General features: G+C 68.2%; 21 protein-coding genes. 4 read left to right on the top strand and 17 right to left on the bottom strand.

Features of this window, described 5'->3' with window-relative positions:
• Nucleotides 1–24: 24 nt before the first annotated feature.
• The 17 genes from AC5P76_RS06955 to AC5P76_RS06875 all read right to left on the bottom strand — a co-directional run bounded on the left by AC5P76_RS06955 (nt 25) and on the right by AC5P76_RS06875 (nt 15,018).
• Nucleotides 25–2,379 (bottom strand): MMPL family transporter, encoded by a 2,355-nt coding sequence (locus AC5P76_RS06955; RefSeq protein WP_253119115.1) that lies wholly within the window; start codon nt 2,377–2,379, stop codon nt 25–27.
• Entirely contained in the window at nt 2,372–3,001 is a 630-nt protein-coding gene (locus AC5P76_RS06950; protein WP_065174273.1) for an outer membrane lipoprotein carrier protein LolA, read from the bottom strand. Before AC5P76_RS06950 ends, AC5P76_RS06955 begins: the two co-directional genes overlap by 8 nt.
• A complete protein-coding gene (locus tag AC5P76_RS06945) occupies nt 2,998–3,414 on the bottom strand; it encodes an acyl-CoA thioesterase (protein ID WP_414488004.1) in 417 nt (138 codons plus the stop codon). The genes AC5P76_RS06950 and AC5P76_RS06945 overlap by 4 nt, the downstream gene beginning before the upstream one ends.
• Nucleotides 3,407–4,957: an HAL/PAL/TAL family ammonia-lyase gene (locus AC5P76_RS06940; RefSeq protein ID WP_065181425.1), complete on the bottom strand. Its 1,551-nt coding sequence runs from the start codon at nt 4,955–4,957 to the stop codon at nt 3,407–3,409. Before AC5P76_RS06940 ends, AC5P76_RS06945 begins: the two co-directional genes overlap by 8 nt.
• Nucleotides 4,947–5,888, bottom strand: coding sequence for a lysophospholipid acyltransferase family protein (locus tag AC5P76_RS06935; protein ID WP_053518078.1), 942 nt, complete (start codon nt 5,886–5,888; stop codon nt 4,947–4,949). The genes AC5P76_RS06940 and AC5P76_RS06935 overlap by 11 nt, the downstream gene beginning before the upstream one ends.
• 1 nt (nt 5,889) lies before the next feature.
• Nucleotides 5,890–6,660, bottom strand: a complete 771-nt coding sequence (locus AC5P76_RS06930) for a glycosyltransferase family 2 protein (RefSeq protein WP_053518077.1) — start codon at nt 6,658–6,660, stop codon at nt 5,890–5,892.
• On the bottom strand, nt 6,650–8,335 hold the full coding sequence (locus AC5P76_RS06925; RefSeq protein ID WP_253119113.1) for an ApeI family dehydratase: 1,686 nt from the start codon (nt 8,333–8,335) through the stop codon (nt 6,650–6,652). The genes AC5P76_RS06930 and AC5P76_RS06925 overlap by 11 nt, the downstream gene beginning before the upstream one ends.
• Nucleotides 8,328–8,879 carry a COG4648 family protein gene (locus AC5P76_RS06920; protein ID WP_053518075.1) on the bottom strand — a complete coding sequence of 184 codons (552 nt, stop codon included), beginning with the start codon at nt 8,877–8,879 and terminating at the stop codon, nt 8,328–8,330. The genes AC5P76_RS06925 and AC5P76_RS06920 overlap by 8 nt, the downstream gene beginning before the upstream one ends.
• A 22-nt stretch (nt 8,880–8,901) precedes the next feature.
• Nucleotides 8,902–9,159, bottom strand: coding sequence for an acyl carrier protein (locus AC5P76_RS06915; protein WP_053518073.1), 258 nt, complete (start codon nt 9,157–9,159; stop codon nt 8,902–8,904).
• Nucleotides 9,160–9,176: 17 nt separating this feature from the next.
• Entirely contained in the window at nt 9,177–9,434 is a 258-nt protein-coding gene (locus tag AC5P76_RS06910) for a phosphopantetheine-binding protein (protein WP_053518072.1), read from the bottom strand.
• Nucleotides 9,421–10,218 carry a lysophospholipid acyltransferase family protein gene (locus AC5P76_RS06905; protein ID WP_053518128.1) on the bottom strand — a complete coding sequence of 266 codons (798 nt, stop codon included), beginning with the start codon at nt 10,216–10,218 and terminating at the stop codon, nt 9,421–9,423. The genes AC5P76_RS06910 and AC5P76_RS06905 overlap by 14 nt, the downstream gene beginning before the upstream one ends.
• A complete protein-coding gene (locus tag AC5P76_RS06900) occupies nt 10,211–10,954 on the bottom strand; it encodes a beta-ketoacyl synthase chain length factor (protein ID WP_253119111.1) in 744 nt (247 codons plus the stop codon). The genes AC5P76_RS06905 and AC5P76_RS06900 overlap by 8 nt, the downstream gene beginning before the upstream one ends.
• 214 nt (nt 10,955–11,168) lie before the next feature.
• Entirely contained in the window at nt 11,169–12,182 is a 1,014-nt protein-coding gene (cydB, locus tag AC5P76_RS06895; RefSeq protein ID WP_065174269.1) for a cytochrome d ubiquinol oxidase subunit II, read from the bottom strand.
• 1 nt (nt 12,183) lies between these two features.
• Complete coding sequence (locus tag AC5P76_RS06890; RefSeq protein ID WP_495222713.1) at nt 12,184–13,581, bottom strand: cytochrome ubiquinol oxidase subunit I; 1,398 nt, start codon at nt 13,579–13,581, stop codon at nt 12,184–12,186.
• 216 nt (nt 13,582–13,797) lie between these two features.
• Nucleotides 13,798–14,013 (bottom strand): hypothetical protein, encoded by a 216-nt coding sequence (locus AC5P76_RS06885; protein WP_495222712.1) that lies wholly within the window; start codon nt 14,011–14,013, stop codon nt 13,798–13,800.
• Nucleotides 14,010–14,651 (bottom strand): RNA polymerase sigma factor, encoded by a 642-nt coding sequence (locus AC5P76_RS06880; protein ID WP_445394000.1) that lies wholly within the window; start codon nt 14,649–14,651, stop codon nt 14,010–14,012. Before AC5P76_RS06880 ends, AC5P76_RS06885 begins: the two co-directional genes overlap by 4 nt.
• Nucleotides 14,652–14,688: 37 nt before the next feature.
• Nucleotides 14,689–15,018, bottom strand: a complete 330-nt coding sequence (locus AC5P76_RS06875; protein WP_340044272.1) for a hypothetical protein — start codon at nt 15,016–15,018, stop codon at nt 14,689–14,691.
• A 167-nt stretch (nt 15,019–15,185) separates the two neighbouring features.
• On the opposite strand from AC5P76_RS06875, the gene AC5P76_RS06870 reads away from it, so the two are divergent.
• The 4 genes from AC5P76_RS06870 to hemF are packed head-to-tail and all read left to right on the top strand — an operon-like array spanning nt 15,186 to nt 19,502.
• The gene (locus tag AC5P76_RS06870; protein WP_128987636.1) at nt 15,186–17,552 is read left to right on the top strand and encodes a S9 family peptidase; all 2,367 of its coding nucleotides are present in this window, start codon (nt 15,186–15,188) and stop codon (nt 17,550–17,552) included.
• Nucleotides 17,549–17,968 carry an NUDIX hydrolase gene (locus AC5P76_RS06865; protein WP_065181420.1) on the top strand — a complete coding sequence of 140 codons (420 nt, stop codon included), beginning with the start codon at nt 17,549–17,551 and terminating at the stop codon, nt 17,966–17,968. The genes AC5P76_RS06870 and AC5P76_RS06865 overlap by 4 nt, the downstream gene beginning before the upstream one ends.
• 27 nt (nt 17,969–17,995) lie before the next feature.
• Nucleotides 17,996–18,556, top strand: a complete 561-nt coding sequence (locus AC5P76_RS06860; protein WP_253119106.1) for a hypothetical protein — start codon at nt 17,996–17,998, stop codon at nt 18,554–18,556.
• A gap of 49 nt (nt 18,557–18,605) precedes the next feature.
• Nucleotides 18,606–19,502, top strand: coding sequence for an oxygen-dependent coproporphyrinogen oxidase (gene hemF / locus AC5P76_RS06855; RefSeq protein WP_053519927.1), 897 nt, complete (start codon nt 18,606–18,608; stop codon nt 19,500–19,502).
• Nucleotides 19,503–19,533 lie beyond the last annotated feature (31 nt).

The following is a 19,533-nucleotide window of genomic DNA, read 5'->3' as shown; positions in this document are numbered from 1 at the left end:
AGAGAAGCAGAGCCGAAGGCGGACTCAGGCCGCCGGCAGATCATGCGGCGGCGGCCGGAACAGCGGCGAGATCAGCCAGACCAGCCCGATACCGAACAGCAGGGTCAGGCCGAACGCGCGCAGCGCCGGAGTCTGCGACAGGCCCAGCAGGCCGAACGACAGCCAGGTACTGGCCGCACCCACGCACACCGCCAGCCATGCACTGGCGTCGCCACGATGCTCGATCAGGAAGATGCCATAGTCGATGCCCATGCCCAGCAGCAGCATCAGCGCCAGCACGTTGAACAGCTGCAGCGGCTGGCCGAACAGGCCCAGCAGGCCCAGGGTCAGCGCACCGGCGATCAGGGTCGGGGCGAACACGCGCCAGGCCTGGCGGCGATAGCGCAGCCACAGCGCGCCGAACACCAGTGCGATGCCGACCAGCAGCAGCCCGCCCATCAGCTTGCGGTAATGGCCCAGCAGCGTGGAGAAATCGGAGGTTCGGTCCACCCAGCGCACGCCGGGCAGACCTTCGGCGGCACGTTCCAGCGTGGCCAGAGCATCGGCACGCGACAGGTCATCGACCATCACCACGCTGATCATCTGCCCACCGACCTTACCCACCCACAGGTGGCGGAACGGCTGCGAGGCTGGCGAGGCCAGGAAGGCGTCGGCGGTGAGCGGCGCTGCGGCAAACTGCGGCCGCTGCAGCGGCTCGCCCACGGCTTCGGACACGGCCGACAGCACGCCGGGCTCCACCTTCGCGGTCAGCGCAGCATCGGCCTGCTGCCGGGCCGGTGATGGCAGCCAGTCACTGATCGCGCGGTAGCCACCAATGCGCTTGTCATCGGCCAGTACGCGCAAGCGTTCGGTCAACGCCTCTTCGCGCTGCAACAGCTGGGCGGCATCGCTGCCCTGCACCAGGTAGAACTGTGCCGGGCTGGGCATGCCCAGCAGCTGGCTCAGGCGGATCTGCTGGGCCATCAGCGCCGGTGGAGACGACTGCAGGCTGCGCAGGTCGTCGTTGCTCTGCAGGCGCGCGATGCCCACCGCGGACAACGCCAGCGCCGCCACCACGAAGATCGCCACCGGGCGCCGGCCGTGCAGGCGCGGGAAACGTTCCAGCGTATTGCCCAGCCAGTGCGAGAAGCGGGTCTGGCGGATCTCGCCACCGTCGAGCCACGGGAACCAGAAGATCACCGTGAGGAACGCTGCTGCCAGGCCCACCACCGAGAACAGCGCCATCTGGCGAAGGCCCGGGAACGGAGCCAGGCCCAACGCGAGGTAGGCCAGCGCACTGGTCAACAGCGCCAGCCACAGGCCGGGCAGCAGATGCCGCAGCAGCTTCCAGCGACGGTCGGCCGGTTCGGCCTGGCGCGACGCAAACCAGTGGATGCCGTAGTCCTCCGCTACACCCACCAGCGATGCACCGAACACCAGGGTCAGCACGTGCACTTTGCCGAACACCAGCACGGTCACCGCCAGCGCCACGCCGCAACCGATCAGCAGCGACGCGGCCACCAGCAGGATCGGCCGCAGCGAACGGAACGCCAGCCACACCAGCAGCAGTACCGCGGCCAGCGAGCCCCAACCGATGGTGTTGATCTCGCGGTTGGCCTGCACCGCAGCGGCTTCGGCGTGCAGCGGCACGCCGGCATGCAGGATTTCCAGCTCAGGCGCTGCGGCCCTGGCCGCCTTCCCGGCCCGCTCCAGCAGGCCATCAAGATGGCGCTCGCCATCGAGCTGGAACGCCGAACCCGGCGTATCGAACTGCAGCGCCGCCCAATGCTTGCCCTCGGCTTCAAGCAGGCCATCATCACCCAGCCGCAAGCCCGAACCCTGCGCCTGCTGCTGCCACCACTGCGGCCACAACGACAGCGGATCCTGCCGCCATTCGGTGAGCCGCGGCGCACCCATCGGCCCGTACAGCGCGGCGAGTGCCTGTTCGGCCAGCGCACCGGTTTCCGTGCTCTGCAGCTGGTCACGCTGGGCCGGGGTCAGCAGGCGGTCGCGATACGGCGCGTAGAACGCACGCGCCTCGTCGAACCAGCCTTCAATGGACCCACTGGGCACCAGCAAAGCGCTCTCGGCATCTCCAGCCATGGCCGCAGCGAACGCGGCCTGCGCCCGCTTGGCGGCGGCGCCATCCTGGCTGCCGAGCAGCACCACCACCTGCCGCGAACTGCCATCGGCGATGCGCCGGGTGACATCGCTCAACAGGCGGTCATGTGCATCCTGCGGCAACAGCGCGAGGATGTCGGTATCGATCCGCGACTCCTGGCTCCACAGTCGCCACTGCTGCACGCCCAGTACCAGCAGCAACACCAGCCAGGCGATGCCCAGCCAATGCCACCAACGCCGCAACCGGTCCGGTGCGTTCAACGCCACGGCGTCACTCAAAGCGGCGCGCCTCGTCGGGGTTCAGCGTGGCGGGGGCTTCACTCAACGCGCTGAACTGGATCTGCGTGCGGTCCTTGTTCGCCTCGACGATCTCGACCTGGCGCACATAGCGGTCACCCTGCAGCGTCAGCGACTCGAAGGCCTTGGCCAGCATCGCCGACTTCGGTGTCAAACGCAGGCGCCAGCCCTGCCCTTCACGGCTGGCCGCCACGTTGAACTGGCCGGAGAGTGCCTGCACGTCGCCACTCATCAGCGCGAACATGATCGCATTCACCGAGCGCATCGCCGGCTGCTGCCGTGCATCGAGTTCAACGCGGGTGCTGCCATCGCGCTGGCGGCTGAGGATGCGGTCGGCGGTGACCACCACCTCGGAGGGGAACGGCGTGAGCGTGGTCCAGATCACACCGTGCTGGCGCGCGACCACGAACCGGCCGTGCGAGCGCAGCGGATTCCTGAAGCCACTGACCTGCTTTTCCTGGCTGAACTGGCCACGCAGCACCTCCGGACGCGCCACCGCCTGGGTGATCGCGTCGACGGCAGGATCGGCTGCCTGTACACGCGGTGCGGCCACCAGCAGCAGCGCGCACAGCAGCACGCCTGGAAGACGGGCGAGCATGTTCATGGCGCGGGCACTCCCAGACGTTCCCACAGTACCGGCGGGCATTGGTACAGCATCTCCTTGCTGGCGGCATCCACCGCGACCTGGATGGTCATGGCCCGGGTGGCCACCTGGCCGCTCTCCGCATCCAGGATCTCGTAGTCGATCTTCAGCCGGTTCTCCCATTCGACGATGCGTGCACGCACCAGCAGCCGCTGGTTGAACAGCAGCGGTCGCACGTATTTCACGCGCGCATCGACCACCGGCCACAGGTAGCCCGATGCGAGCATCTGCGGGTAGTCGTAGTCGTGGCGCTGCAGCAGCGCACACCGGGCAATCTCCAGATACTTGAAGTAGTTGCCATGCCAGACCACGTTCATCGGATCGCAGTCGTGGAAGGCGGGGCGCAGCTCGATTTCACAGACCAGGTCATTCACCGGAATACAGTTCCCAACGTTGCGCGCGGATCTCCACCAGCAGCTCCCGCAGTTCGCGATCCAGCGCGCGGTCTTCCTCGACCAGCGCGATGCGCTGCCCCAGGTCCACATACATGTCGGCCAGACTGCCATGCAGCTGCGCGTTCAGGCCAACCCGCTCGCGCAGTGCCAGGCCCTGGCGGGCGGCGATCAGCATCGCCGCCACCACCTGTTCAGTCAGTTCGATCACACGCAGGCAGTCGCGCGCGGCGATGGTGCCCATGCTGACCTTGTCCTGGTTGTGGCATTCGGTCGAGCGCGAGAACACACTGGCCGGAAGGGTCTGCTTCAACGCTTCGGCGGTCCACGCCGAGACGCTGATCTGCAGTGCCTTCAGCCCGTGGTTGATTGCTGCCCGCGGGCCGGTAGCCGCCGACAGATTGGCGGGCAGGCCGTGGTTGTATCGCGCATCCACCACCAGCGCCAGCTGCCGGTCGAGCAGGTCGGCAAGGTTGGCCACGGTGTTCTTCAGCGTGTCCATTGCCAGTGCGATATGGCCGCCGTAGAAGTGGCCGCCGTGCAGGATGCGCTCGCCGTCGGCATCGATCAGCGGGTTGTCGTTGGCGCTGTTCAGCTCGGTTTCGATCAGCTGCCGCAGGAAGGGCAGGCTGTCTTCCAGCACGCCGATCACGTGCGGGGCGCACCGCAGCGAGTAACGATCCTGCAGGCGCTGTTCGTTGCGCGGCGGCCGTTCGCTGTGCAGGTCGCGGCGCAGCCGTGCGGCGATGCGGGCCTGGCCCGGATGCGGCTTGGCCGCGAACAGGGTCTCGTCGAAATGGTGCGCGTTGCCGTCGCTGGCCAGCACGTTGAATGCGGTCAGGCGGGTGGCCAGGCGCGCCAGGTAGTCGGCACGCTGCCAGGCCAGGCAGGCCAGGCCGGTCATCACCGCAGTGCCGTTCATGATCGCAAGGCCTTCCTTCGGCCGCAGCTTCAGCGGGACCATGCCGATGCTCGCCAGTACTCCGGCAGCCGGTTGCACGCGGCCATCGTGCAGGACCTCGCGCTCGCCGCACAGCACCGCCGCCACGTATGACAGCGGCGTCAGGTCACCGCTGGCGCCGACCGATCCCTCCGCCGGGATCATCGGCAGCACGTCATGCCGCAACAGTGTGGCCAGGCCTTCCAGCAGGGCTACGCTGACACCGGACATGCCACGCACCAGCGACGCCAGACGGGCAGCCAGCACTGCGCGGGTCTCGGCCGGGTCCAGGTAACGGCCCAGTCCGCAGCCATGGTAGGTGTACAGGTGGTGCGGCAACTCGGCCACCAGCGCCGGCGGGATGTTCACCGTGCACGAATCGCCGTAGCCGGTCGTCACGCCGTAGATCACCCCGTCCTCGCGCAGCAGGCGGTCGAGAAAATCGGCACCGCGCTGGATGTGGGCACGAAAGGCCGGGGCCTCGCTCAGCGCGGCCTCGCACTGGCGATGGGCCAGCGCCACCACGTCTTCGATGGTCAACGGTGCGTCGCCAAAGCGGCACACGGGTACGGCGTCAGTCGTCATGCGGAGCCTGATCCCAGAAGGGGAAGAAATTGAACCAGTCCAGCGGGGACTGGATGACCTGCAGTTCGAGCCACTGCGCGAAACGCTGCGCCTGCCCTGCCAGTGCCGCGTCCCGCGAGCCACGCGGCAGCACGATGCGATCGGCGAACTGCTCGAAGGCGACCCGGTACCCCTGGCCTTCATGCAGGCAGGCCATGGTGTACACCGGGCAGCCCAGTGCCGCCGCCAGCACGTAGGCACCGATGGGGAACGGGGCACGGTGGCCGAGAAAATCCGCGGTGACGCTGCGTCCACCCTGCACTGGCGTGCGGTCGCCGACGATGGCCACGAAGCCACCGGCAGCCACGCGCTCGGACAGCATCATCGCCGTGGCCGGCCCCATCGCGGTGACCTGCACCAGTTCCACCGTTGCCAGCGGGTCCAACCGCTGCAGCAGGCGGTTGAAGCGCTGCGCGTGCGCGGTGTGCACCAGCACGGTGATGCGGAACCCCGGCACCTGTTCGGCCAGCACCTGGCACAACTCCAGGCAGCCGATGTGGGCGGTCAGGATCAGCCCGCCTTCGCGGCGTGCGATCCTGTCCAGCACCAGATCGCGCCGCAGCTGGATGCGCTCGGGCGGATAGCGTCCGCCCAGGCCGAGGATCTTGTCCAGCAGGGTGTCGGCGAACGCGAAGAAATGGCGCAGGCTGTCGCGCCGCGTCGGCTCGCGGCCCAGCGCGCCACTGTGTGCCTGCAAGCGCTGTAGATACTGCAGTGATGCCTGCCGGGCCACGCGGTTGCCCAGCCAGTGGCAGAGCACCACCGGCCACACGCACAGGCGGAACGGCCAGCGCCCGAACCACCGATGCACCCAGCACAGGAACAACACGCCGGCCACCGATGTGGATTCACCGATGTCGGCCCAGTGCGGCGCACCTTGGGGGGCGGCCATCTCAGCCCTGCCCCTGCAGGCGGCGCCAGAGCAGGCGCGGTGCGCGCCGGAGCATGCCAAAGAACAGGCGCGCATGCATGCGGCTGATGCGTACGTTGTCGCGCCACACATCGAAATGCGAGACACCGTCTGCCGGATAGGTCACCCGCGTCGCCAGATGTTCCACCGGCACCTGCCGCCAGTACAGCCGCACCATCACTTCGGTATCGAAATCCATGCGCCGGCCGATGGTCTCTTCGCCCATCAGGCGCAGCACCGGAGGCAGTGGATAGACACGGAAACCGCACATGGTGTCGCGCAGATGCAGCGACAGCGTGTTGATCCAGACCCAGACATGCGTTGCGTAGCGACCGTACAGGCGGGCCTTGGGCACACTGGCGTCGTAGGCGGGAATGCCGCAGATCACCGCGTCCTGCCGCGCACGCGCGGCCGCGATGAAGCGCGGCAGGTCGCCGGTGTCATGCTGGCCGTCGGCATCGATCTGCAGCACGTGGCTGCAGCCCCGCCTTGCGGCCTCGGCGAAGCCCGCCAGCATCGCCCCACCCTTGCCCTGGTTGACCGGCAGACGCAGCAGATCGACCCCTTCACGCTGTGCCAGCGCCTGCAGCACCGAAGCACATGATGCATGCGAGCCATCGTCCACAAGCAGGCAGGGCAGGCCAGCGCGCTGCACGCCATCGACCACCGCGGCGACAGCATGTTCGTGGTCGTAGACGGGAATCACCACCAGTGGCGCGAACGCGGCACCGGCATCGGCCGGATCACTGCGCATCGGCGAAGACCATCCTGCCACTGGCGTGTACGCCATGCACGGAGGCATAGCGGAAGACCAGCACGTTGCGTGCGGTATCCCAGTCCAGATGCAGCGTCAGCTCGTCGCCCGGACGCGCCACATGCTGGAACTTCACCGCATCCATGCGCACGAACCCCTCCGGCATCGCAAAGGCCTGCCGGGCAAAGCGCACCGCCCAGTCCACCTGGGCCACGCCGGGCAGGATCGCGGCCTGCGGGAAATGTCCCTGGAACGGGCGCAGCGCCGGGTCCAGTGTCATGCGCAGGGTAGCGCTGGCCGCCTCGCGCCGATCCCATACCGGCACCGGCATCGACGGCTGGAACAGGGCCACCAGCGCGGCCTGGGTCACCTTGCCCTGCGCATTCACCGGCAGCGTGGGTACCAGCCGCCAGCGGCGCGGACGGGTCACGGCGTCATGGCTCTGTGCCAGGCGCGCGGCCAGCCGCTGGCCCAGCGCGCGGCGCGCGGCATCATCGGCATCAAGCAGTGCCGCATCGGCCGGCACCACCACGGCCGCCAGCTGCTCGCGCTGGCCGGGCAGCACCAGCACGCGCACGTCATCGACGTCCGCGTCGTCGCGCAACGCACGTTCCAGCGCATCGAGCGAAACGCGGCGCTCTTCGATCTTGACGATGCGGTCGGCGCGGCCGAGCAGGCGGAAGCAACCCTCGGCCAGCGCTTCCACCCGATCCTGCGTGCACCACCAGTCGCGGCTCTGCAGATGGGGTGAAGCCACCGCCAGGCAGCCTCCCTCGATTCTCCACTGCACCCCCGGAAGCGGCTGCCAGGGCGGAAGATCGGTATCCCAGCGACGCCAGGCGATGCCGCCGGTCTCGCTGCTGCCGTAGACCTCGGTCGGTGCGACTGCCATCCATTGCCGCACCTGCCGCGCTGCCTCTTCCGGCAGCGGGCCGCCAGAGGAGAACACAGCGCGCAGGTGGCCCTGCACGCTGGCCCAATCCAGCTGCGCAGGCAGGCGCTTGAGGTGCGCCGGGGTCGCCACCAGCACCGTCTGCGTGCCCGCCAGCGCAGCGACCAGATCCTCATGGAAGAACCGCCGCGGATGGATCAGGCGACCGGCGGCCAGCGGCCACAGCACGCGGAACAGCAGGCCGTAGATGTGCTGGTGCGACACCGTGCCATGCACCTGCGCGCCTTCCAGCTGTGCGCCGAACGCGGCCTGCAACGCATCGACCTCGCGCGCCAGCTGGTCCAGGCGCTTGTCGATCGCAGTGGGTTCGCCGGTGCTGCCCGACGTGAACACGCACAGCTCGCAGGCATGCTCGTCCAACGCATCCAGCTCGACCTGCGCACCGGCGGCCGCCATCATCAGTGGCCGGTAATCACGGGAAACGTCACCGGCAAAACCGCTCACCTGCGGCTGCAGGGCCTGCAGCGTGGCGGGCAGGTTGTCGGCGGCCAGGAACACCCGCTTGCCGGCGTGCCAGGCACCGAACAGCGCCTCGGCGAACGACACGGCATCATCGAAGTACAGCGCCCAGTCACGGCCGTCAGTGGCGGCAAACGCCGTACGCCAGGCCAGTACGCGCTGACGGAATTGCTGATGGTCGACCACTTCGCCATCGCGGATGCCGACAGCACGCTGCGGCCGCGCATCCCGCAGCAGCCGGTCCAGGGCAATCCACTCAGCCATGGGCGTGCGCCGCCTTCACCCGTCGCCGCACCAGCCATTCGCCTGCGAACAATACGCCCATCATCACGTACGCCAACAATCCGTTGTAGAGCATCCAGACCCGATCCGATGCGTACAGCGCGGTGAGCAGGGCCAGACTGCCGTTGAGAACGAAGAAGCCGCACCACACCTGGGTGACGCGGCGGGTATAGGCCACCGCGAACGGTGGCAGGTCCGGCTCCTGCAGCCGCGCCAGGCGCTCCACCAGCGGCGGCCCGAACCGCAGGCTGATGGCGAACACGCACAGCATCACCACGTTCACCAGCGCCGGGTACAGCTTCAGCGGCAGCGCCTGGTTGAGCACGGTGGCCAGCACCGCCAGCAGTCCGGTACCGGCTGCAGCAGCCCACCACAGCGGCTGGCGCGTGCTCAGGGCACGCAGCAATGCCAGGGTGAACAGCAGCAGTGCCAGCCAGCGCGGCTCGAAGCGGCCCATCGCCAGGTAGACGAGCAGCGGGTAGGCCAGCGAAATCGCCGCCACCACGACCGTACGCGCGCGTGCCAAGGCGGAGCCGCCCGCGCTGCGGTCAGGCTGCTGCCTGGTCCGGCAGCAGCCGGTGCACGACATCCACGATGTCCTGCACGGTGCGCACGGCCTTGAACGCTTCCGGCTGCAGGTTGCGGCCGAGCAGCGGCTTGAGCTGCACGATCAGGTCGACCGCATCGATGCTGTCGATGTCCAGGTCGTCATAGAGACGTGCCTCGGGGGTGATCCGGGCCGGTTCGATCTCGAAGCTGTCGGTCAGGATGTTGACGATGCGTTCGAACAGTTCATTCTTGGTCATGGCAGCTCCTGGCGCCGTTACGACTGGCGGGCGGCGACGAACTCGCCGAGCGCGCGCACGCTGGAGAAATGGCGCCGGGTCTCTTCCGAGTCGGACGACAGGCTCACACCGTACTTCTTCTGCAGCGCCAGGCCCAGTTCCAGAGCGTCGATCGAATCCAGGCCCAGGCCCTCGACGAACAGCGGCGCGGTCGGATCGATGTCCTCCGGCGTGATGTCCTCCAGTGAAAGCGAGGAAATGATCAATTCCTTGATCTCGTGCTCAAGTGCTTGCACGGGTCGAATCTCCAGACAGGTCGAAATAACGAGAAAGGTGCTCGGTGACGCGGCGTGCTGCCAAGGCATCCCCCCTTGGCGCGTCGTCTTCGGCCAGGAATGGCGCGATCGGGATATCTTCGCCGATCTGCAGCCGAACGTGAAAGCGACGTGAGGGCACACGATACCATTTCTGCCCTTTGCTCAGGGTTGGCGGGGTACAGGTGATCCGCACCGGCGTGATGTCCAGCCGGCCGCGGACGGCGATATTGGCGGCCCCACGCTGAAGCCTCGGCGACTGGCCGGGCACGCTGCGGGTCCCTTCCGGGAAAATGACCAGGCTGCCGCCGGCCCGTACCGCGGCCACGCAGTCATCGACCAGGCCGGCCCCGTCGTCATTGGAAATGTAGCCGGCGGCCCGGACCGGGCCCCGCATGAACGGGTTGCGAGCCACCGCCCGTTTGACCACGCAGTCGGCATTGGGCAGCAGCGAGACCAGGCAGACCACGTCGATCAGGGTGGGGTGGTTGGCCAGGACCAGCAGGCCGTCGCGCTGCAGGCGCTCGCGCCCTTCGATCTCATAGGTCATCACCCCGAGCCCGCGCATCAGCCGCAGGTGGCTGGCGAACGCCACCTGCACCACGCGGCGGGCGCGACGGCGGCGGGCCACCGGATCACGCATCAGCAGCAGGACCGGCATCACCACGGCGCCCAGCAGAAGTCCGCCGATGCCGAACGCAGCAAAACTCAGGCCGGTGCCCACCACCCGCCAGGCAAGATCGAGGCGGCGCAGCGCCTCAGCCACGGCGGCTCCAGCGCCAGCGCTGGCCATTGGCAACGTGTTCCAGCGCCGGCGCGCCCGCGAGCAGGAAGCGGTGCAGGTCCAACGCGTGCGGCAACAGGCCGGGTGCGGCGGTAACCGGGGCCGGCGCGCCATCCCACTGCAGCGACAGCGTCGGCAGCGCCTGTGTCGACGCCACCACACGCCAGCACCAAGCGAAGAACGGATCGGGTTCGTCGGCGAACGTCGCGTAAACTTCGGGCAACGGCGACTCGTAGACCACCACCCGCACTTCGCGGGCGCCATCGGCCAGCAGACCGGCGGCCTCCAGGCAGGCGGCCTCCACCGTCGCCTGGCCGGCAGCCAGCGCCAGATAGTTGCCGCGATGGCCACGAGCGATCGAGTACAGCGCAGCGATCGCGTTATGGACCGACAGGCCGAATCCGGTGGGCGACAGGGGCTGCTCGTTCACCAGCGCCCCGAGCAGGTCCATCGAGCGCGCCACATCACCATGGCGGCTGGCAAACACCAGCGGTACCTGGCTGTCGGCCCCTTGGCCATCCTCGCACCAGCAGGCCGTCTGGATCGCCATCCGCCCCAGCCGCTCGATGCGGCGGCGCTGCATCGCGGGCACCTCGGACAGCGCCGGCGTGCCCTCGCCCTGTGGCAGGAAGGGTGCGTCAGCCCAGCTCAGCCACTGGCTGCGCTCGCTCAGGCCAGGTGCCCAGGCAGCCCAGTCGACGATGGAGAATTCGATCATCTAGCGATGGTGCTTCATCAGGAGAACGATGGCACGAGCCATTATGGCGACGCGCGGCGGCCCCCCGTCCCTGCAGCCGTGCGTCCGTCCAGGACGTCGCCGGCTGCCCCCCTGGCGGCCGGAAAGGAGCGCACGCTAGCACGTCCTGCGCAGGGTGTGCAGGTTTCACATTGCACAACACGGGGCCGGCACCTGTGGCCCCGCACGCCATTGCTCAGTGGTAACCGGCTCCGGCCTGCACTTTGCCGCGGAATACCCGGTACGACCACGCCGTATAGCCGAGGATGACCGGCAGCAGAATGACCAGCCCGACCAGGGTGAAGCCGAGCGAGGACGCCGGTGCTGCTGCCTGCCACAACGTCATCGAGGGCGGCAGCAGGTACGGCCACATGCCCAGCACCAGGCCCAGGAAGCCGAGAATGAACAGCGCCAGGCTGAGCAGGAACGGCGGCAGGTCGCGGCGTGGATGCGTGGCGCTGCGCCACAACGCAGCGGCCACCGCCAGGGTCAGCAACGGCACGGGTGACAGCCACCAGAAGTTGCCGTCGCTGAACCAGCGCGCCATCAGCCGCGAGTCCAGGAACGGCAGCCAGCTGCTGACCAGGCCCATCGCTGCGATCACCGCCACCACCAGCGGCCGTGTCAGCTGCCGCGCCAGCGCCTGCACGCGCCCTTCCGTCTTCAGGATCAGCCAGGTGCTGCCCAGCAATGCGTAACCGGCGACCAGCGCCGCGCCGGTGAGCATCGCAAACGGGCTGAACCAGGCAAACGCACCGCCGTGGTAGACCCCGTCCACCAGGGGCAGCCCCTGCACCAGTGCGCCCAGGATCACGCCCTGGGCGAACGTGGCCAGCAGCGAGCCGAGCGCGAACGCCACGCTCCACAGCCTCCGCGAGCGATGCGCCTTGAAGCGGAATTCGAAGGCCACGCCGCGGAACACCAGTGCCACCACCAGCAGCAGCACCGGCAGATACAGCGCCGACAACAGCACTGCATAGGCCTTGGGGAACGCCGCCAGCAGGCCGGCGCCGCCCAGCACCAGCCACGTCTCGTTGCCGTCCCAGATGGGCGCAGCCGTGTTCATCATCAGGTCGAGCTGCTCCTCGTCCTCGGCGAACGGCGCAAGGATGCCGATGCCCAGCACGAACCCGTCCAGCACCACGTACATCAGTACGCCGAAGCCGATCACCGCGAACCACGCCACCGGCAGCCAGGTCACCAGGTCCATGTCAGCGCTCCTCCAGCGGTTCGTCGGCGGCGGACAGCGGCCGTGCCGGGGTGTGGCTGCCGTGGTCCAGCGAGGGCCCCTGGTCGTGGGGCTGCGGTCCATGGCGCAGGATCTTCACCAGGTACCAGATGCCCCAGCCGAAGACGAAGGCGTAGCCGACGACGTAGACCCCCAGCGACAGCGCGGTCATCCATGCGCTCTGCGGGCCGACCGCATCGGCAGTACGCAGCACGCCGTAGACCACCCACGGCTGCCGCCCCATCTCGGTGACGAACCAGCCGGAGAGCAGCGCGATGAAGCCGCTCGGCAACATCCAGTTCCAGCCGCGCAGCAGCCACGGCGAATCCAGCAGCTTCCTCCGCCACAGCTGGAACGCCGACAGCCATGCCAGCAGCAGCATCAGCGTGCCCAGTCCAACCATGATGCGGAAGGCGAAGAACACCGGCGTCACCGGTGGCCGTTCACTGGCCGGTACCGAAGTCAGCGGATCGAAGGTGCCGTCCAGCGAATGGGTCAGGATCACGCTGCCCAGCTTCGGAATGGCGACTTCGAAGTCGTTGCGCTCGTCCTTTTCGTTGGGCAGCGCGAATACCACCAGCGGCACGCCCTCGCCTTCGCCGGATTCATGCCAGTGCGCTTCCACCGCCGCGATCTTCATCGGCTGGTGCTTGAGGGTGTTCAGGCCATGCATGTCGCCGACGAAGATCTGCACCGGCACGGTCAGCGCGGCAAACGCCACGGCCGCGATCAGCATGCGCCGACCCGCCTCCACGTGCGTTCCCCTGCGCAGGTACCACGCACCCACGCCGCCGATCACGAAGCAGGTGGTAATGAACGAGCCCAGCGCCATGTGCGCCAGCCGGTACGGGAACGACGGGTTGAACACCACCTGCCACCAGTCCACCGGATGCACGATGCCATTGACCATCTCGTAGCCGGCCGGGGTGTGCAGCCAGCTGTTGGACGACAGGATCCAGAACGTGGAGAACAGCGTGCCCAGCGCCACCATGCAGGTGGACAGGAAATGCAGGCGCGGCGAAACCCGGCCCCAGCCGAACATCATCACGCCCAGGAAGCTGGCTTCCAGGAAGAACGCGGTCAGCACCTCGTAGGTCAGCAGCGGGCCGATGACGGTACCGGCCACCTCGCTCAGGCGCGGCCAGTGGGTGCCGAACTGGAAGGCCATGACGATGCCGCTGACCACGCCCATGCCGAACGATACGGCGAAGATCTTCTGCCAGAAGAAGTACAGCTCCCGCCAGACCGGGAGACGGGTACGCAGCCAGCGCCATTCGACGAAGGCCAGCCAGCTGGCCGTGCCAATGGTGAAGGCCGGGAACAGCACATGGAAACTGATGACGAATCCGAACTGGATCCGGGACAACAACAACGCGTCCAAGGGACGCCTCCTGCCTGCGACCGGTGGGATACCGGACCACTTTAGGAATATTTCGTTACGCCGGGATGCGACCGGGTGACGCGCTGCTTCACTCTGTCGCAGGGGAAGCCGCCGAGCATGGCCGCGCCCCATGACCTGCCGGCGCCGATCCGCCGGGCATGGCCCGGCGCTACCCATTGATCCCCAGGTAGCGCCGGGCCATGCCCGGCGAGAGCCTCAAGGCCAGAAGTACCAGGCACCGGCCGCCATCAGCGCGCCCACCAGCAGCACCTGCACCACCACATAGCCCACGCCACTGTCGCGCGACTCACTGGCAATACGCGTCTGCAACGCCTCGCTCACGTCCGGGGTCTGTTCCTGCCGTGCCTGTTCACGCAACGCCTGCGCCAGCGCGCGCTCGTCGGCATCGCGGGGATCGGTCGGTGGGTTCACAGCAGTTCTCCGGCGGTGGCATGCCGCGTCAGTTCCTGCTTCAGGAGCAGACGCGCGCGGTGCAGGTGGCTCTTGATGGTACCGCGCGCAAGACCGGTCACCTGCTCGATCTCTGCCAGGTCGAAATCCTCCAGGTAATGCAGGCCGACGATCAGGCGCTGCGGCGGGCTCAACCGCTCCAGCGCCGCACCCAGCTGGCGGCCGGCCTGCAGCGCTTGGCTGAGTTCGGCCGGGCCCGGTCCCTCGTCACCGATCCCCAGATCCTCCGGTACCTCCACCGCCACCATCCACTGCGCTTCCAGGCGCCGGCGACGCAGGTGCTGCAATGCGGTGGTGTAGGCCACCCGTGAGATCCAGGTCCGCAGCGAGGATTCGAAGCGGAACCGGTGCAGTTGCCGGAACACCGCCAGGAAGGTCTCCTGCAGCAGGTCAGCGACCTGATCGCGGTCACCCACCATGCGCCCGATCACATGCGCGCACGTGCGCTGATGGGCCTGCACCAGCTGCGCGAACGCCGGTTGCGAGCCATCGATGATGGCCCGCACCAGCGCTGCATCATTGTCGATGACCGCGGCCGCCGCGGCGTCCTGCCGTCGGCGGCCGCGCAGGGCGGACAGGGCTTCGCCCAGCAGGCTCATGCGCACCGCTCCCCCGGGGCGTGTGGCATGCCGGCGCTCAGCTCTTGCGCACAGTGGGGCGGGTGAAGTGCCAGGCCAGCAGCTGGCCCAGGCCGGCACTGCCCACCAGGGCGGCGGCGGCGCCAAAGGTGAGGTCGCGGGCGCCCAGGACTTCCAGCAGGCCCATGGCCAGGGCCAGGCACACCAGGCTGATGCCCCAGCGCAGCGCGCCCTGGCGGCGGCGCTCTTCCTCCAGCACGGCCAGGGAGCGGATCACCTCCTCGGGCACGTGCGGTGCGACCAGCTTGCTGCGCGCGCGCGCATCGGCGATGGCGTGGATGGCGTAGGCGATGCAGATGAAGAGGGTGATCGGGATGAGTTCCTGCATGGTCGTGCTCCTGTGCGGTGAATGATGCGGGTTCAGGAGAATGGATGCGCGATGGGGGGCACCGGTTGCACCGCTTTGCCGATCCCGCTGCCATGACCTGTGGCCCCCTCCTGCGGCGCGAACGGCTGCTACCCTTGCCCGGTTTCCTTTTCTGGTGCCGTCCGCCCATGTCCCGAGTGCTGCCCCTGTCCCTCCTGCTGTCGGCCGTGCTGGCCGCACCGGCCGCCCATGCCGCGCCGACGCCGATCACCATCGAACAGGCCATGGCGGATCCGGACTGGATCGGTCCGCCGGTCGAGAAGGCCTGGTGGTCGTGGAACAGCCAGCAGGTCGAGTACCAGCTCAAGCGCAACGGCAGCCCGGTGCGCGACACCTTCCGCCAGCCCGTGGCCGGTGGTGTTGCGGCCCAGGTGGCTGACGACCAGCGCGGCACCCTGGACGTGGCCGATCCGGTCTACGACCGCACCCGCACCCGCAGCGCCTTCGTCCGCAACGGCGACGTGTTCGTGCGCGACCTGCGCAGCGGCGCGCTCACCCAGCTCACGCGCAGCAACGAGCGCGCCAGCGGGGTGAACTTCGCTGCCGACAACGGCGTGATCTGGCGGGTGGGCCAGAACTGGTTCCACTGGACCGCTGCCGGCGGCGTGCAGCAGGTTGCCAGCCTGAAGGCCGACAAGGACCCCAACAGCGCGCCCAAGGACGACCTGCTGCGCGACCAGCAGCTGCGTACCCTGGAAACCCTGCGTCGCGACCGCGAGCAGCGCGAGGCATTGAAGGACCAGGACCAGCGCTGGCGCCAGGCCGACCCGACCCGCGCGCCGGGCCCGGTATACCTGGGCGCCGACGTGGAGATCGCCGACAGCGTGCTGTCGCCGGACCTGGGCCACCTGATCGTGGTGACCACGCCGAAGGACTTCGACGAGGGCCGCACCAGCAAGATGCCGCTGTACGTGACCGAATCCGGTTACGAGGAAACCGAGGACACCCGCACCCGCGTCGGTCGCAATGGCAACGAGCCGCACACCCTGTGGTACGTGGACGTGCGCAGCGGCAAGGCGCAGAAGCTGTCGCTGTCCGGCCTGCCGGGCATCGCCACCGACCCGCTGGCCGACCTGCGCCGCAAGGCCGGCAAGGAGGCGCTGAAGGGCGAACGCAGCGTGCAGGTGATGAGCGACTTCATGGGCGGCGGCATGCGCTGGAGCGCCGATGGCCAGCAGGCGGCGGTGATGCTGCGCGCCAACGACAACAAGGACCGCTGGATCGTCAGCATCGGCAGCGACGGCCGCGTGCAGAACCGCCACCGGCTGACCGACAACGCGTGGATCAACTGGGGCTTCAACGATTTCGGCTGGATGGCCGATGGCCGCACGCTGTGGCTGCTGTCCGAGGAATCGGGCTTCTCGCACCTGTACACCCAGGCCGGCACTGCCCGGCCGCAGGCGCTGACCAGCGGCAAGTGGGAGACCTCCGCGCCCGTGCTGTCGGCCGACGGCAAGGGCTTCTACTTCCTGTGCAACCCGCAGGCCCCGCACGATTACGAAGTCTGCGCGGTCGACACCGGCAGCCGTCAGGTCCGCGAGCTGACCAGCCTCAACGGCGTGGAAGACTTCTCGCTGTCGCCGGATGGCCAGCAGCTGCTGGTGCGCTACTCCGGTGCCTACCTGCCACCGCAGCTGGCGGTGCTGCCCAGCGCGGGCGGCCAGGCCCGCGTGCTGACCGATACCCGCAGCGCCGACTTCAAGGCGCGCCAGTGGATCCAGCCGAAGCTGGTGGCGGTGCCGTCCAGGCATGGCGCCGGCGTGGTCTGGGCCAAGTACTACGAACCCGAGCACAAGGAGCCGGGCAGGAAGTACCCGATCGTGATGTTCGTGCACGGTGCCGGCTACCTGCAGAACGTGCACCAGCGCTACCCGGCCTACTTCCGCGAGCAGATGTTCCACAACCTGCTGGTGCAGAAGGGCTACATCGTGCTGGACATGGACTACCGCGGCAGCGAGGGCTACGGCCGCGACTGGCGCACGGCCGTCTACCGCAACATGGGCCACCCGGAACTGGAAGACTACAAGGACGGCCTGGACTGGCTGGTGGACACCCAGCAGGGCGACCGTGACCACGCCGGCATCTACGGTGGCTCCTACGGCGGCTTCATGACCTTCATGGCGCTGTTCCGCGCACCGGGCACCTTCAAGGCCGGTGCCGCGCTGCGCCCGGTGGTGGACTGGCACAACTACAACCACGCCTATACCAGCAACATCCTCAACACGCCGGACATCGATCCAGAGGCGTACCGGGTGTCCTCGCCGATCGAGTACGCGCAGAACCTGCAGGACAACCTGCTGATCGCGCACGGCATGATGGATGACAACGTGTTCTTCCAGGACTCGGTGAACCTGACCCAGCGCCTGATCGAGCTGCACAAGGACAACTGGTCGATCGCCCCGTACCCGCTGGAACGCCACGGCTACGTCCGCGCCGACTCCTGGCTGGACCAGTACAAGCGCATCCTCAAGCTGTTCGAGCAGAACCTGAAGTGAGCAGTGCCGCGGCCACGATCCACATCGTGGCCGCGGTCATCGTCGACGACCACGGCCGGGCGCTGGTGGTACGCAAGCACGGCGCCGACCGCTTCATCCAGCCCGGAGGCAAGCCCGAACCGGGCGAAACGCCACTGCAGACGCTCGCCCGCGAACTGGACGAGGAGCTGGGTGTGCGCCTGCTCGCCGGCCCGACCGTGGCGCTGGGCCATTTCCAGGACTGGGCGGTGAACGAGCCTGGTCATCGCGTACAGGCCGAGGCCTGGTGGGTGCAGGTACAGGGCACGCCGCAGGCACGCGCGGAAATCGCCGAGCTGGCGTGGGTGCCGCTGCGCCCGCCCCATGGCCTGCTCTTGGCACCCTTGAGCGAACACCATATCCTGCCGGCCGTTGCCACCCGGGTGGCGACCCGCTGAAGACGCCACTGCAGCCAAGGACATCGGATGTCGCTTCAACCGCCCCGGCACCGCCCTGCCACGCCGCTCAACCCGGAGGATTTCGTGCGGCCGCTCGGCTTGGCGTCGCTGCTGATCTGCGCAGCGTTCGTGGTGGCCATGGCGATTCAGGCGCTGGTGGTCTGGCAGCTGTCCGGCGGCCCGTTCTGGCGGTGGATGCTGCTGTCGGCCACTGAACAGCAGTTCCCGCCAAGCGTGCTGTGGATACTGCGCAAGCCGGTGGACGCTACCCTGTGGCTGATGCTGTCAGCGATCCCCGCCGTGCTTTCCAGCTGGGGATTTGCCCGGCGACGTCGCTGGGGGCTGTGGAGCTACGTAGCATTGCTGTGGCTCTCGGCCCTGGCAAACTTCGCCGTCGCCGGGTGGCTGGACAGCGTCCTCGCCGACGTCATCGGGCGTATCGTCGATCCAGACACACTGCGCGAAGCGCGAACCCAGCACATCCTCATGTCGCTGACCTTGTTCGGCGGCGCATTCGCCCTGCTCGTCGCGCAGGGCTGGCTGGCCTGGCGCCTGCTGCGGCCGGATATCCGCTCCTGCTTCCACTGACCTGCCCTCACCCGCGGCGTGCGGCAGGCCCTGCGGTAAAGTACGCGTCATGAACGAATTCGAGCGCGTGCGCGCCTACCTGACCGACCTGCAGGACCGCATCTGTGCGGCGATCGAAGCGGCCGACGGCCAGGCCCGCTTCCAGGAAGACCTGTGGCAGCGCGCTGAAGGCGGGGGTGGCCGCACCCGCGTGCTGCGCGACGGCGCGGTGTTCGAACAGGCCGGAATCGGCTTCTCGGATGTCTCCGGCAGCCGCCTGCCGCCGTCGGCCTCGGCCAACCGCCCGGAGCTGGCCGGTGCATCCTGGCGCGCCACCGGCGTATCGCTGGTGTTCCACCCCCTCAACCCCTATGTGCCCACCACCCATGCCAACGTGCGCTTCTTCCAGGCGCAGCGCGACGGCGAAGTGGTGGCCAGCTGGTTCGGGGGTGGTTTCGATCTGACCCCCTTCTATCCCTTCGACGAGGACGTGCGCCATTGGCACCAGGTCGCCCACGACCTGTGCGCGCCGTTCGGTGAAGAGCGCTACAGCGCGCACAAGCGCTGGTGCGACGAGTACTTCTTCCTGCGCCACCGCAACGAAACGCGCGGCATCGGCGGCCTGTTCTTCGACGATCTGCACGGCGATTTCGAACGCGACTTCGACTACCTGCGGGCGGTCGGCGACGGCTTCCTCGATGCCTATCTGCCGATCGTGCAGCAGCGCAAGGACATCGCCCATGGCGAGCGCGAGCGCGAATTCCAGCTGTACCGGCGGGGCCGATATGTGGAATTCAACCTGGTCTACGACCGCGGCACGCTGTTCGGCCTGCAGAGCGGCGGCCGCAGCGAAAGCATCCTGATGAGCCTGCCGCCGCGGGTGCGCTGGGAATACGGCTTCACCCCCGAGGCGGGCAGTCCGGAAGCCCGGCTGGCCGATTACCTGGTCCCGCGCGACTGGCTCTAAGGCATCTCGCGGGGCGGCGTGGCCGTCCCCG

It is taken from the genome of Stenotrophomonas sp. YJH_SMC_36, assembly GCF_059369935.1.
Note: the sequence above shows the minus strand (reverse complement) of the source record. Positions and strands in the feature narration are given on the sequence as shown.

Coding starts and splice junctions, on each gene's coding strand:
- AC5P76_RS06950 (WP_065174273.1), bottom strand. CDS start 3,001: ATGAACATGCTCGCCCGTCTTCCAGGCGTGCTGCTGTGCGCGCTGCTG.
- AC5P76_RS06940 (WP_065181425.1), bottom strand. CDS start 4,957: ATGACGACTGACGCCGTACCCGTGTGCCGCTTTGGCGACGCACCGTTG.
- AC5P76_RS06935 (WP_053518078.1), bottom strand. CDS start 5,888: ATGGCCGCCCCCCAAGGTGCGCCGCACTGGGCCGACATCGGTGAATCC.
- AC5P76_RS06930 (WP_053518077.1), bottom strand. CDS start 6,660: ATGCGCAGTGATCCGGCCGATGCCGGTGCCGCGTTCGCGCCACTGGTG.
- AC5P76_RS06925 (WP_253119113.1), bottom strand. CDS start 8,335: ATGGCTGAGTGGATTGCCCTGGACCGGCTGCTGCGGGATGCGCGGCCG.
- AC5P76_RS06915 (WP_053518073.1), bottom strand. CDS start 9,159: ATGACCAAGAATGAACTGTTCGAACGCATCGTCAACATCCTGACCGAC.
- AC5P76_RS06900 (WP_253119111.1), bottom strand. CDS start 10,954: ATGATCGAATTCTCCATCGTCGACTGGGCTGCCTGGGCACCTGGCCTG.
- cydB (WP_065174269.1), bottom strand. CDS start 12,182: ATGGACCTGGTGACCTGGCTGCCGGTGGCGTGGTTCGCGGTGATCGGC.
- AC5P76_RS06880 (WP_445394000.1), bottom strand. CDS start 14,651: ATGAGCCTGCTGGGCGAAGCCCTGTCCGCCCTGCGCGGCCGCCGACGG.
- AC5P76_RS06875 (WP_340044272.1), bottom strand. CDS start 15,018: ATGCAGGAACTCATCCCGATCACCCTCTTCATCTGCATCGCCTACGCC.
- AC5P76_RS06870 (WP_128987636.1), top strand. CDS start 15,186: ATGTCCCGAGTGCTGCCCCTGTCCCTCCTGCTGTCGGCCGTGCTGGCC.
- AC5P76_RS06860 (WP_253119106.1), top strand. CDS start 17,996: ATGTCGCTTCAACCGCCCCGGCACCGCCCTGCCACGCCGCTCAACCCG.
- hemF (WP_053519927.1), top strand. CDS start 18,606: ATGAACGAATTCGAGCGCGTGCGCGCCTACCTGACCGACCTGCAGGAC.